The sequence below is a fragment of the Sphingobacterium sp. MYb382 genome (assembly GCF_037572665.1).
Classification (GTDB): domain Bacteria; phylum Bacteroidota; class Bacteroidia; order Sphingobacteriales; family Sphingobacteriaceae; genus Sphingobacterium.
The window spans coordinates 455,955-470,476 of record NZ_JBBGZT010000024.1 but is presented as its reverse complement, the minus strand read 5'-3'; the positions used below and the strand labels follow the sequence as shown (position 1 = coordinate 470,476).

Genomic DNA, 14,522 nt, shown 5'->3' with positions numbered 1-14,522 from the left:
GTGTGATTGTTAATAAATCGTTTCAATTTCCCCGGTGAGATGTTTGGCGACGGAACACCGGGATTTTTTATTTAAAATCTGTTGTTTAGGGAGACATTAGGGTTAAGTTTTAAATTTCACGATACCCCCGCTATAGTGAGCATTGATATTTAATAAGTAATTGATTTCCTTCAGCAGTTCTTCCATTGATGGATTATCGAAGCTTGCTTTTATTCTTTTCTTTCGCAAACTGTCATCTTCAAACTTTACGTCTACGTTATACCAGCGTGCAATGATTGTTGCTGCTTCCTCTAGGGTATTATTGGGAAAGCGAATAACATTGTTCATCCATGAAGATACCTGTGTGGCGTCTATTGTTTCTTTACTTAGTTGACCAGCATTAAATAGTGCCGCTTCATTAATCGTTACTATTAAATTGTTGTGTTGTGTACGGTCAGAAAAGCGTACGCGTCCTTGCGTAACCTGAAGCGTCGCTGCTGTCTCGTTGGCATATTGCTGTAAATTGAATTTCGTTCCTAGCACTTCCGTTCGTGTAGATGCGGTTTCAATGATAAAAGGACGTAGGCTGTCGTGAGCGACTTCAAAGAAGCCTTCTCCTTGTAAAGAAACAAGTCGTCCCGTTCCTTCATCACCGATAAAAGGTTCTCCGTAGCTCAATTTACTGTCGGCATTTAAGTGTACAATACTTTGGTCAGGCAGTACAATGCGCATTTTTTTGCCTTTAGGCACACGAATCTCTTTCATGGCTAGCGATGTCTCCTGCTTCGTGTTTGCATGCTGCAGGAAAAACCAAATACTGCCAATAGAGATGGCTAATAGTATGGATGCGGCTATAGCCCAAGGGAGACCGAGAATACGGGATGCCGAGCGATGACGTTTTGGAGATGTTGCCCCTGAATGCTGAACCTGTTCGGTAATGTTTTTCCATAAAAAAGCACCGTCTAACTCCGTTAGCTCTTCTACCTCTTGAACGTCAGGCTCCTCTGCCGCTAACCACTGCTCTACAGCAATTTTTTCTTCCTCCGTACAAGAGTCGGAACCGTATTTTTGTAGGAGTTTAGCATCTATCTTCATGGACTATATGGCGCTTTTACAACAAATAGTTGCATAGCGGAGCATTTACCCTTAGTGGTAAACTAATTTTTTTAATAAAAAAAGATAATGAACTTATTTTGAGGTGATAAAAAAGCGAACTTTCTCGCGAAGTGTGCGTAACGCTTTGCTGAGGTGTGCCTCAACTGTTTTTTCGGAAAGAGCCAGCAATTGTGCAATCTGAGGAATAGTCATTCCTTTATTTCGGCTCATGGTATAGACCTCTTGGCATCGTTGCGGAAGGGCTTCTACTTTATGTTGAACAAAGCTATAAAGCTCTTTGAAATAAATACTTTCTTCGGTGGTGTTTTCACTCTCTTCAAAAGTATGTTGACGTTGCACATCATGGCCCGTACGAATACGTTGCGTACGGTAATGTGCTGCAATTTGAAGCTTCGCCGCACGAAATAAATAATGACCGATGTTGACGTGAATCGTTAGGTTAGCTCTACGTTCCCATAGCGAGCAGAAAATTTCTTGAACAATTTCCAAAGAAAGCTCTTTATCATGGGTATAGCTAATGCAGTAGGAGAGAATCTTCTTCCAATATTGATTGAAAATCTCCGCAAACTGCTCCTCATTGAGCCAGTTTGGGTTACCTTCATCCGGAAAGATTAGCTTCTGATTCTTCACCTTGTTTTAAGTGTTTAGCCCGTAAAGGTAAATATTTATTTGGAACAATTCCAAATAAGAATAAGCGAAAGCTTACATATTTGAAATGCTTGTCGAACGGATAAACAGAAAGAATGCATATCGTTTAGTTATTTCTTTTTTAATTTGTTATATTCGTGTAAGCCTTTTATTTAGTGTGTATTACTGAATGATTGGAACGACTAACTTGGATATCCTCGCCCGAGGGATATCCTATAAAATGAATAGAAAATACCTGTTTTATTTTTAGTAAAAGCTTTATATGTAGCACCAGAAGGGTAACATATTTGAACAACTAATTCTCTTTTTTTGTTTTTCATGGCGCTTCAACCTTCATATTAACTTAACACATAATAAGCTATGTTAACTCCATGTAAAGAGTAGGATTCTTCATGTGAAGTTAATTCTAGATGCTATATTCTACTTTAGTATAGCTTGTAAAACCAATATAATCGCGCTACTGCTCATCGCATAAACATCTTTAAGAAACCTTTTTAGTCGCTATAAATTCACTAAACTGTTTGTTGATAAAACGTTTTATCATCTACAGCCTATGGGAATTCTGCTCTTATTTTTTTGTTAGCTACACCGTGAGAAGTTATTTCATAAGCCCAAAAATAAACAGCAAACTTCTAGCATAGGCGCGGCTACTTTATAGAACATTAAAGGAAAGTTAACCACTAGCTAATATTGCAATTTGGAGATTTGTGATGGTTAAAAAAGAAAGCAAATGAAAAGATTTATCTACCTGTTATTTGCATTGACAACAGTTTCTTGTCAACGTAACGAATTCAGTCCGCTTGATTCCGAAATCGCTACCAACAAAGCGATGAAACTCCAGGCCACGGGTGCGCAAGCCAATCCATCGGGCAACGACTGGATGCAGTACCTTGCAAATGACCGTTCACTTTCCTCCATTACCATTCCGGGAACCCATGACGCCGGAGCACGCTTCGAGCCCGTTTATGGAACCGCTAAAACCCAAAACTTAACCATTGCCGAGCAACTAAATGCAGGTGTTCGTTTTCTAGATATCCGTTGTCGTTTCTTCGAAAATAGCTTCACCATCCATCATGGTGCTATTTATCAGAACATGAATTTTGATGATGTTTTAGTTGCTTGTCGTACTTTCTTGGAGGCCAATCCATCAGAAACGATTGTGATGAGTGTAAAAGAAGAGCATACGCCAAGTGGAAATACCATGACCTATGAGGAGCGTTTCCTTAAGTATACCCAAGACTACGCTGGTCTATTCCGTTTGGGCAATACCATTCCTACATTGGGCGAAGCCCGCGGAAAGATTGTGCTTTTAAGACGATTTGGGACAACACAACCCATCGGTATTAATGCGGCAAACGGATGGCAAGACGATACCAGTTTTACCATTAACAATCCAGAATCTACGTTAAAGGTTCAAGATGCGTATCAGGTAAGCAATAATAACACGAAGTGGAATGCTATCAGCGGGTTGTTGAACGAAAGCAAAAATTCGGCTGCCAACGCCAATGTATTATACTTGAATTTCTCTAGTGGCTACCAAAAGACGCTATGGGTTATTCCAAATATTCCGGCGGTATCTAACGATATCAACCCACGATTAATGAATTATTTCGGCCAACAGCCATCAGGTCGTTTCGGCATTATCATAACCGACTTTATCCACAGCGATTTGTCGAACCGTATTTTCAAAACCAACTTTTAATATAATAAATTACACATGAAGAAGAATTATGTTTGGCTAGCTGCGTTGCTGTTGTGCCATGCGGGCGTAAACAGTCCGTTGTACGCAAACACATCGCTAGTAGCAGGTGTGAAAGTGCAAAACAGCCAACGTCCTATTAAAGGGCAAGTTAAAGATGCCAACGGACGTGTTATTGCGGGTGTTTCCGTGCAGCTTGTAAAGTCGGGTGTGACGGTACAGACAGACCAAGACGGTGTTTTTCAACTTCCTGCTCATGCTGGCGACCAAGTGCGCATTAGCAGTGTAGGTTTTCTTTCGCAAGATGTTGTTGCTGACGACCGTTTGGTATATGATATCACCTTACAAGTAGACACACGCACACTTTCAGAAGTTGTTGTTGTTGGTTATGGTAAGCAGAGTCGTGCGACAGTGACAGGAGCTGTGGCTAGTGTAGGCTTAGACCGTGCAGCGTCACGCTCGATGAATAACCTAGGTGATGTATTGCAGGGTAAAGCTCCAGGTGTTGTGGTGACAAACGAAGGTGGTGACCCTACATCAAAGCCACGTATTAACATCCGTGGTTTAGGTGGTCTAAACGGCGAGAGCCCTTTATATGTAATTGATGGTTCGATTTACTCGGGCGTACCGATGTTAAATCCGAATGATATTGAGTCTATTTCTGTATTAAAAGATGCTGCTGCATCAATCTATGGAGCGCGAGCTTCTGGTGGTGTAATTTTAGTAACGACCAAGTCGGGACGTAAAGCACCAGTAGGTATCGTTGCTGATGCGAAGCAAGGTTTTCAAGCAGCATGGAAAAAGCCAACACCGTTAAATGCAGCACAACGTGCGCAAGTTTCTAATCAAGCGGCTGATAATGCAGGCGTGAAGCGTAACGATGCTTTCAATGCTGATATCTATCCTGAGGGACAAATAACACGTACCAATTGGGTTGATGAAGTAATGCAAAATGGCCGTATTCAAGATTATAGTTTGGCGTTGGATGGTGGTAATGAGCATTCGACAATTTATTCGAGTTTCAACTACCGTAAGGGAGAAGGAATCTTGTTGAATACCTACAATGAGCGTTACAATATCCGTCTGAATGCGAAGCATGAAATCAAACCTTGGTTAACTTTAGGTGAAAATGTATACCTAAACTATGATAATGGTAATGGCGCTTTCACGGGCGATGGTTACACCGGCGCATTAGTTTCGGCTATTTACTACCCATCAAACGTGCCTGTGTATGATGATAATGGCGCTTTCTCTGGTCTTCCAGCGAAATATGGCCCTGGTGCTTACGGAGATATTATCAACCCGGTAGCTTACTTAAAGCGTTTGGATGTCGACAATCCGATGTACAGCTTAGTGGTAAACCCATATGTAGAGTTGAAACTAGCTAAAGGATTGAAATTCCGTACGAACTTTAGCATGACGCAAGGATTTAACAATTTCAGACAGTTCACTTCGCGTGTTCCTGAGATTGGTAAACCGTCTAACGCTAATAAATTGCAGGTTAATAATACACGCTCTGCGGATATATTAGCTGAGCAAATCTTAAGCTATACTATGGATAAAGGCGACCACCACTTTGACGCTTTGGCAGGTTTTAACTATCAGAAAACTACGACTCGTCAGAATGGATTGACAGGTCAAGGTTTTGTGAGTGAAGCCAAAGAGATGCGTTACATGGTAAATGCTAGCGAGGTTTTAAACCCTATCGATTCTTACCAAGGCGCAACGCTAGTGTCCTACTTAGGACGTATCAACTATAACTTCAAGCAGAAGTATATGTTGTCCTTAGTTGGGCGTCGTGACGGTAGTTCATTGGTAGCTAAGCAAAATCGTTTCGCAAACTACGGTTCCGTTTCTGCTGCTTGGTCAGTGAAGAAAGAAGAATTCTTGAAGGAGGTTGACTGGCTTTCTGAATTGAAAGTAAGAGGTAGCTACGGACGTTTAGGAAACTTAGGTAGTTTAGACCCTTCAGCAGTAAACCCACTGTTGAACCGTGCACAGATATTTATGGGTAATGCGCCTGCACGTGTATCTTACCTTGCCGAAACAAAAAGAGCAAGTAGCAACTTGACATGGGCAGAGTCTGAGCAAACGAACGTAGGTTTAGACTTAGGCTTCTTAGACAACCGCTTGTCGGTAATCGGAGATTACTTCGTGAAAAATACCAACAAAATGTTGATGGACCTACCATTGCCAGGAACAACAGGTTTGAAAACACAAACGGTAAATGGTGGTAGTGTTCAAGATAGAGGTTTTGAGTTAGGTCTACAGTACCAATCTAAAAATAATAACCCATTCCAGTATGGTTTTGGCGGAAGTATCACGACCGTGAAAAACGAAGTTAAATCATTAGCCGATGGCTTACAGCGTCAAGCATTGCCTATCAGCTACCGCCAGATGTTAAACCCTGTAGTCGTGGAAGTAGGGCAGTCGCTTTACTCGTACAAAGTGGTACAAACAGACGGTATCTTCCAATCTGCTGAAGAAGTTGCTGCTTATAAAAATGCAAACGGACAGTTGATTCAGCCGTATGCTAAAGCTGGTGATTTCCGCTTTAAAGATGCCAATGGCGACGGCAAAATCGATGCTAACGACCGCGTATTTGTAGGTAACGCATACCCTAAATTCTCTTATGGTGTGAATTTCAACGCAACGTATAAAGGTTTCGATGTGAACTTATTCTTCCAAGGCGTACAAGGAAATAAACTATTCAATGCCATGAAGTTTAGCACGTTAAATGCAGGTGTTGGACAGCAGTACAATATGTTGGAAGGTGTGTTGGATGCATGGACACCAGAAAACCACAGCAATAGTTTACCGCGCGTAAACCTACGTGATGACAACCGTAACTTCTATGAGACTTCAGATTTCTATGTAGAGAATGGTTCTTACTTACGTCTTAAAAATTTAACGATAGGCTATACCATTCCGGCAGCTGTAACAAACCGTATCAAGTTGAAAAATGTACGCGTTTATGCAACAGGAAACAACGTATTTACCATCACCAAATACACAGGGTTTGACCCAGAGGTAGGTATGGATACGTATGGAATGGACTCAGGAAGATACCCACAAGCGAGGTCTTTCATTTTTGGATTGAATATCGGACTATAACAGCTTAACACAAAATGAAAAATAATATAACAAAAACGATGTTACTGGGGCTATCTGTAGCTTCCCTATTTAGCGCGTGTAACAACCAACTTGACATAGTCCCTGAAGGAGCGCCAACGAAGGCCAACTTCTGGAAAACAGAAACCGATGCGATTAGCGCAAGTAATGCTTTGTATGCTTTATACGACCAGAGTGAGTCTTTCTACGGACGTGGATTATTCTGGTTCATCAACTCTTGTGACGATATGGTTACGGGACGTGCCAATGCGCAAGGTGACAACATGAAAAACTTCAACCGTGGTTACATCGGTGGTTCCTATACAGAAAATAACTGGGTAGACCGTTTTACGGTAATCAAGCGTGCGAATGATATCATTCGTTATGTGCCAGCTATCGATATGAACGTTGGTATTAAAAACCGAGTGTTGGGTGAAGCCTATTTCAATAGTGCCGTAATGAACTACGAGTTGGCAGCCAACTGGGGCGATGAGCGCCAAGGAGTACCTATCGTGACGGTAGAAAATATGGACCACACCGAAGCCGTGCCGCGTGCGGCAAACGTGACTGAAAACTATAAGCATGCCATCAGCCAATTTAAAAAAGCGGCAGATTTGCTTCCATACTTTGATACATACCAAGCACCAGACCAAGGTAGAGCTCATAAAGTAGCTGCTTGGGGCTATCTAGCGAAAACGTATTTGTATATGAAAGATTATGCAAATGCAGAGCTTTACGCCGACTCGGTGATGAACTACGGAAAGCGTAAGCTAGAAGATAACTACAAAGATGTATTTACAACATCACACAACTACGGTTCAGAATATATCTGGTCTGTAACGAGTAGCGCGACAGGTCCTGATGGTTGGGGAAGTATCCTTCCAGGTGTTATGTTGACCAACGGAGGTTGGGGTAAATACAACGGTTGGGGCTATTATTTGCCTACCAAAGAGTTGTATGATGCCTACGAAACAGGCGATGTACGTCGTGAGGTTACCATCTTAAAGCCAGGTGATAAATTCAAATACTTCGGGGTAGAAACAACCTTCACGCCGCCTACAGCAGCATTATCCGATTACCAGTTTAACAAATATATGGAGCCGTTCTCCTATACAGACCCTATCGGTAAATACGTAAGTCCAAATGGTGACCACAACTCTACCTCATTAAACGTACCGTTGATGCGTTATGCTGAAGTGGTGTTAATCAAAGCAGAAGCAGCGATAAGCCTACGTGGAGCAGGAGCAGGCGATAATGCATTAAACATGATTCGTAAACGTGCTGGCTTAGGTACAAAAGCAGGTATGGATATGACCGACTTGAAAAACCAACGCCGTTGTGAATTAGCAGGCGAGTTTGCAGACCGTCACCGTGATTTAATCCGTTGGGGCGATGCAGAAGCTACCTATGCGAAACCATTGCACGATTCACAAGGAAAAGTAATTTGGGTAGGTAGAAAGTTCAATCCAAAAGCAAACCACGTATGGTTAGTGCCGCAGCGTGAAATCGATAACAGTAAAGGCATCATTAAACAAAATGAAGGCTGGTAGTACCCTTATTGCATAACAATAATGATTAAAACAATAAAATTTATACTTGGAGGTGCGTTACTTGTAGCGCACCTTCATGGCTATGGACAGGAGCAGAGCAAACTGTTGGATAGCTTGATGTTTAATGGAGCCAAGACAGGAGCAACCTTAGCGATGAAGGGGCATAGCCATAACGACTATGCACAAGATATCCCTTTTTATCGTGCTTATTATGCAGGTATGGAATCTATCGAGGCCGATTTGTATTTGCGTGATGGCATACTGTATGTGGCACATGATAAATCCGAAATCCGTAAAGACCGTACCTTAAATAGCCTATATATCGAGCCAATCCGCAAGCTCGTAAAAGAGCATGGAGGCTATGTATTTGCCGATAAGAGCAAGCGTTTGCAGCTCATGCTTGACATTAAAGAAAATCATAGCCCCGTTTTAGCCGCTTTAATGCAGCTATTGGCTAAAGATGGAAAGGCGTTTGACCCAGTGGTAAATCCCGCTGCCGTGCGCATCGTTATCAGTGGTGACCGCCCAGCGCCAGCCGATTTCAAAAAGTACCCGAATTGGATTTCTTTTGATGGTGCTGTTGATGGTAAATATACTACCGAAGAATGGAAGCGTATCGGTATGTTGAGCGCTGATTTAAAAGCTTACACCAACTGGAATGGTAAAGGAACACCCGTACCAGAGGATAAAGCCAAGATTGTAGCGGCTACAGCCATTGCACGTCAACACCAAGTGCCATTTCGTTTTTGGGGAAATCACGATAGTCCAAATACCTGGTCAGAGCTCAACAAAATGGGCGTTTACTGGATAAATACGGACCAGCCCGATGCACTAGCTAAGTTTATCGAGCGCATTCCTTACGAGCAATATCGTCAAGAAAAGCCACAGGAAGTATATACACCTACTTATGTTTCAGATGCAACCGACCGCGAAGTGCGTAAGGTTATATTGTTGATAGGCGACGGTATGGGCCTCGCGCAGGTGAAAGCCGCATTAGCTGCCAATCACGGTAATTTAAACATGGCGCAGATGCGTAAAGTAGGACTTTCGCGCACCGAAGCCGTGAACTCCGACAATACGGATTCAGCAGCTGGCGGTTCGGCATTGGCCACCGGTAGTAAAACCAACAACAGAAGCATCGCCATGGACCCAGCGGGCAATGCGTTACCCAACCTAGCCGAAAAATTGCAAGCTAAAGGATGGGGAACAGCCATCCTATCGACCAGCGATTTGACAGATGCTACGCCAGCCGTTTTCTATGCACACGTTAGCGAGCGCGATTCTTCCAAAGCTATAGCACAGCAGGCGTTGACGGCTTCTTTTGATATCTTGGCTGGTGGTACACCAGGCTGGTTCAAAGGAACAGCAGCGGAGCAGTATAAAAAGTCGATGTCACAAAAAAATATCAGCTATGGCAATACGCCAAAACTAGATAAAGCGGCAAAAAGACAGATTGTATTTCTAGATGCTGATTATACAAAACCTGTGAAAGCAGGGCGTACCGACGTGTTGAGCCAGTTGTTGAATGAAAGCTTAACTATTCTTGATAAGAACCACGAGCGTTTCTTCATCATGGCCGAAGGGGCGCAGATTGATTTTGGCGGACATGCCAACGACCTGCCTTACTTGGTGAAAGAAGCACTAGATTTTGATAAGGTAGTCGGTGAGGCTTTGCGCTATGCCGATAAAGATGGACATACCTTGGTTATCGTGACCGCAGACCATGAAACAGGCGGATTAACCCTGTTGGATAGCGACGAGAAAAATGGATTTATCCACGGTAGCTTCAGTAGTAACGACCACACGAGCGTACCCGTTCCCGTATTTATCTACGGACCAAAATCGGATGCTCTTACCGGTTATTACCAAAATACAGAGATTTTCCACAAGGTAATTTCTATCCTAGGCGGCAAGCAGAAATAAAAGCTGCACCGCATAAAAGGAAGCCTCGCTTTCCCACAATTACGGGGAGCGGGGCTTTCTCTTTCAACATGAATTTTTGGGCGGCTGCTACGCACCGGGCTTTCCGTTCTATCTTTTCTCCTCCGCTAGCGCTCCATAGAAAAGGATGCCACTCCAATCCCTGCCGCAAACGGGGTAGTGGTAGCACCAAATAGGTGCAATTAGTGAGTTTATTATTTGTGTCTTGTTTATTCCATTTTGACAAATGGAAGGTTTTACCTACCCAATTATAGCTTCCGGATGGCATTAACAGCCCTTTTATTGGTGTTGTATGTTGTAATAGCTTTCATGATTTCTTAAATAGTAAATCCTATTTAAGTTCGTATTAAAAAAACGCTTTTGTATCTTTATAATAGGTTGTTTCCTTAGGTTTTAGCTATGGAAGTCGCCTTTGAAATAGACCAATTATATACCTGTGAAAACACATTTCGATATCGAGAAAAGGATTGCTGAAGGCACCATCTCCAATAAGCTTGATTATGAACGAGCATTAATTGCTGACCGTAGCTTACGTTTGTTGGCTAAAGAAGATGTGCATTTCAAAAAAATGCGTGCCGAGCTACGTGACCTTATAGCAGCTTTTGAAAAACAGAATTGGGCAAATAGTGACGAGATAGATGTTAGCAAAGTAGTAGAAAGCGACCAAGCCGAGAAAATAGCCGAGCTTGAACGTCTGTTTATACAGAAGCGTAAAGAAGCTATCCTTGATAAACTAAAAGACTTAAAATTAACACAAGAAGATTTAGCAAAGCTGCTCGGCCATAGAAGTAAAACTCATATGTCCGAACTTATAAATGGTATCAAGCCCTTTGCCCTAAAAGATTTGGTGGTTATCCATCGATTGTTACAGATTAATATCGATACACTAATTCCTGCTTTTCTTTCTCTAGATGATGAGCAGAAAATCAAAGCGGCAGCTCGTTTTGTATAAATAGGCTAAAACAAGTTCATCATCTTTATATGAAAGTAATATAAAGAGTCCTAAATTATTCAATATTATGGCAGAGACCAAAATACATCAGGGCCGAAATATCAAAAGGTTTAGAGAAATGCTTGGCATCAAGCAAGAGTTTCTTGCTTTTGAATTGGGCGATAATTGGAGTCAGAAAAAAGTGTCTTTACTTGAGCAAAAGGAAGCCGTAGAAATTGGGATTCTCCAGCATATCGCTACAATTTTAAAAATTCCATTTCAAGCGATTGAGAATTTTAATGAAGAACAGGCAATCGGTATAATTTCCAACACCTTTGATTTACTGGAACAAAGTAAAGTCGTTGAAAAAGAAGTTCTTCAACGCATAGAGGCTCTTTTATCCTTTTCTGAGCGCGTTATGGAAAAGGATAAAGGTGTATCCTCGATTAACATAATTTCAAATACCGTTTATAATCAAGATAATGCGAGTGGTAATTCTTTATTCAGTTATTATCTGGGAGTAAATCAGCTTGAAAAATAGTTCGACTTCATGAAGAGAAAATAGCTCTTTACGAACGTATGCTAAAAGAAAAAGAAGAGATGATGAAACAATTGGCGCAATTGATTGAAAAAAGATAAATAAGCCTCCTATTTGATTGATAATTAATTTTCATAATAACATCTTTAGTTTATTCAAAACATCAAATTATTGTTATCATGAAAAAGTTCCAGTATCAAATATTACAATTCTATCCCGACAAGGTAACGGGCGAGTTTTTGAATGTCGGTATTGTTGCTTTTGATAGTGAAAGTCAAGAGCTTGTTTTTAAAATTTTGCGTCGTGTAGGAGCAATAAGTCAGTTATTTTCCAATACAAATACACGTTACCTACTAAAACAATTGTCTACGGTTCAATCAAGTCTTACTCGTATTCAAGCACTTATTATAAACGATAAGTTTCATTTTAATCGTTATCAACATGTTGACGAAATAACACGTCAGGCATTTGTACGCGATGATAGCGCATTAATGTTTTCCGATGTGCGTTATTCTTTGGATATTTCTCTTGAACATTTAGTGGGGTATCTTAGTCAACGATTGCTAACCCTTGGTATGCTGGATGTTGATACAGATATTAAATCGGATAAGGAAGTGTGGACTAAGCTGTTTAAGGTTTTCTTTGATGAACAAAATATCTCCCCATATTTAATAGAAAGAACTGTACAGACGAAATATAGTGAAATTACATTTGAGCATTCTTGGAAGAATGGGCATTTGAACTTTTTTGAATCTGTTAATTTTGATTTAGTTAGAGAAGATAATATAAAAAATAAGGTTCGTCGGTGGGCTGGACAAATTGATGAACTTCGAACCGTAGAAGAGGATTTACACTTATATCTTTTGACAAAAATGCCAGAGGATAATGCAGATATGATGGCGTATGTAAAATCGTTTCTTACCGATAAGTCCTCACCCCATTTGAAGGTTGAAATTGTGACTTTGTCGGATATAGAGCTAGTCACAGCTGCGCTAGAAAAAGGAATAGCCAATCATCATGATTTAGCGTAGATTTATGTGTTTTATCGCCTTGTAAAATCTACTATCTTAAATACTATTATTTCTTTTTCTAGACCACATCCTGCATGCATGGCAGATTGTCCGTAGCCTAATGCCTTTCGGTGACTGGCTTTTCTTTTAAATATCCTTATTTCTACTTCCATTAAATAGTAATATAATATCCATTTGTATCTATTTTGATTATATTTGGTATTATAATGTCTATTATGTATGGAAGAATTATTTTTAAATGAGGTTACACTAAAAGAGGCAAAACTTAAAATAGCGAGGTGGTGTCAACTTTTGCGTAAGGAGCAGAATGAAACCCAAATGTCATTGGCAGAGAAATTGAACCTATCTCATAAAACGATATACAATTTAGAGAAAGGTAATAATTTTACGATTGATACACTTTTAAAGGTGCTTCAATATTTTGATAGATTAGATGTGTTTTATAAAATAACATTGAAGCTTATTCAAGATGAGGAAGAAAAAAGTAATCTTAATTTTTACTAAAAATGAAAGACATTGGTGTTTATTACAATGGGCAAGATATTGGAAGACTTGCTTACGATGAAAAGACTGATAAATCTTTTTTTCAGTATAATCCAGCATTTTTGCAAGAGGACAATTATAAACCTCTTTTCCCTTTCTTGTTGAAAAAGACTAAGACCGTTCAGGTTTTCACAACATTTAACGGCGATACTTTTAAAGGTATTCCCCCAATGTTTGCTGATTCATTACCCGACTTATTTGGTAATGTAGTTTTTAAAGAGTGGATGAACGCCAATGATAAAACCAGTGTTTCTCCTGTCGAACAACTTGCTTATGTTGGGTCGCGTGGAATGGGAGCGCTAGAGTATAGACCTTCTAAAGCATTTTCCAAAAGATTCGAAAATTCAGTCAACATAGAAGAAATGACCGAACTTTCAAAAAGGATTTTGGATATAAAAAATGAATTAAGTACAGAAGGTTTGAGTCATGAATCTTTATTAAATATGTTTCGTATTGGTACTTCTGCAGGAGGAGCACGTCCAAAAATTTTGGTATCTGAAGAAAAAGCCACAGGAAGACTAATTCCTGGCGATGTTAACTATGCCGATGACTATAATCACTATCTTATAAAATTGGCAATAGATTCTTCTTATCCCGCAGAAATTATTGAGTATTGTTATTATGATTTTGCTCTTTCATTGGGAATTGATATGCAATCATCTAAATTAATAGATGGTAAACATTTCTGTACTTTGCGATTTGATAGGGAAAATGGAAAGAAAAAACATGTTCTTACTGCCAGTGGATTGACAGGCTGGGATTTTAAAAAAGCTGAAAATTCGAGTTATGAAAATTTATTTATGCTTTCCACTCGCTTGCGTGTGCCACATGTACAAATCGAATCTCTTTTTAAGCGAATGGTTTTCAATGTTGTGTTCTTAAATGTCGACGACCACCTGAAAAATCACAGCTTTATTTACAATGATTCGACTCGTAAATGGAATTTGGCGCCCGCTTACGATGTCACATTTGCGCTAAATCCCCTTTTACATATTAAAAAAATCAATCGTGCTCTTTCAATAAATGGCAAAACAAATGATATTCTTATTGGGGACCTTCTCACAATTGCAGATACATACGCTATTAAGAATGCTAAAAACATAATTGAAAGTACACTTCAAAGCCTGCCTAATTTGAAACGAATACTTGAAAATAATAAAGTGCCTAGTAGAATTATAAATGCTATATGTGGTTCTATAGACTTAAATATTAGCATACTTCTAGCTCAAAAAAAGGGATAAAATAAACATCAAAAAACTATCAATATAGCATTAGATATTTTTTTGACTGGATACGATTAATGGTAGCCTGAATCATATTAAGACGATTATTATCAATGATAAATTAAATCCTCACCCCACTTGAAAGTTGAAATTGTGACTTTGTCGGGTATAGAGCTAGTCACAGCTGCGCTAGAAAAAGAAATAGCCAATCA

At 40.1% G+C, this 14,522-nt stretch carries 11 protein-coding genes; 9 read left to right on the top strand and 2 right to left on the bottom strand.

Annotated features, from left to right (window positions below):
• Positions 1–102 precede the first annotated feature (102 nt).
• Both WH223_RS12695 and WH223_RS12690 read right to left on the bottom strand, forming a co-directional pair.
• A complete protein-coding gene (locus tag WH223_RS12695) occupies positions 103–1,074 on the bottom strand; it encodes a FecR domain-containing protein (RefSeq protein ID WP_340048084.1) in 972 nt (323 codons plus the stop codon).
• A gap of 93 nt (positions 1,075–1,167) precedes the next feature.
• Complete coding sequence (locus WH223_RS12690; RefSeq protein ID WP_340048083.1) at positions 1,168–1,725, bottom strand: RNA polymerase sigma-70 factor; 558 nt, start codon at positions 1,723–1,725, stop codon at positions 1,168–1,170.
• 748 nt (positions 1,726–2,473) lie between these two features.
• Here WH223_RS12690 and WH223_RS12685 point away from each other — a divergent pair.
• The 9 genes from WH223_RS12685 to WH223_RS12645 all read left to right on the top strand — a co-directional run bounded on the left by WH223_RS12685 (position 2,474) and on the right by WH223_RS12645 (position 14,328).
• The gene (locus tag WH223_RS12685) at positions 2,474–3,445 is read left to right on the top strand and encodes a phosphatidylinositol-specific phospholipase C (RefSeq protein ID WP_340048082.1); all 972 of its coding nucleotides are present in this window, start codon (positions 2,474–2,476) and stop codon (positions 3,443–3,445) included.
• A 15-nt stretch (positions 3,446–3,460) separates the two neighbouring features.
• Positions 3,461–6,556 (top strand): SusC/RagA family TonB-linked outer membrane protein, encoded by a 3,096-nt coding sequence (locus tag WH223_RS12680; RefSeq protein WP_340048081.1) that lies wholly within the window; start codon positions 3,461–3,463, stop codon positions 6,554–6,556.
• Between the two features lie 14 nt (positions 6,557–6,570).
• Positions 6,571–8,103 carry a RagB/SusD family nutrient uptake outer membrane protein gene (locus WH223_RS12675; protein ID WP_340048078.1) on the top strand — a complete coding sequence of 511 codons (1,533 nt, stop codon included), beginning with the start codon at positions 6,571–6,573 and terminating at the stop codon, positions 8,101–8,103.
• A 21-nt stretch (positions 8,104–8,124) separates the two neighbouring features.
• On the top strand, positions 8,125–10,026 hold the full coding sequence (locus WH223_RS12670) for an alkaline phosphatase (RefSeq protein WP_340048077.1): 1,902 nt from the start codon (positions 8,125–8,127) through the stop codon (positions 10,024–10,026).
• Between the two features lie 454 nt (positions 10,027–10,480).
• Complete coding sequence (locus WH223_RS12665; RefSeq protein WP_340048076.1) at positions 10,481–10,996, top strand: helix-turn-helix transcriptional regulator; 516 nt, start codon at positions 10,481–10,483, stop codon at positions 10,994–10,996.
• A gap of 67 nt (positions 10,997–11,063) precedes the next feature.
• Entirely contained in the window at positions 11,064–11,516 is a 453-nt protein-coding gene (locus WH223_RS12660; RefSeq protein WP_340048075.1) for a helix-turn-helix domain-containing protein, read from the top strand.
• A 176-nt stretch (positions 11,517–11,692) separates the two neighbouring features.
• Entirely contained in the window at positions 11,693–12,544 is an 852-nt protein-coding gene (locus WH223_RS12655) for a DUF3037 domain-containing protein (protein ID WP_340048074.1), read from the top strand.
• A 219-nt stretch (positions 12,545–12,763) separates the two neighbouring features.
• Entirely contained in the window at positions 12,764–13,048 is a 285-nt protein-coding gene (locus WH223_RS12650) for a helix-turn-helix domain-containing protein (RefSeq protein WP_340048073.1), read from the top strand.
• 2 nt (positions 13,049–13,050) lie between these two features.
• A complete protein-coding gene (locus tag WH223_RS12645) occupies positions 13,051–14,328 on the top strand; it encodes a type II toxin-antitoxin system HipA family toxin (protein WP_340048071.1) in 1,278 nt (425 codons plus the stop codon).
• The last annotated feature ends 194 nt before the right edge of the window (positions 14,329–14,522 follow it).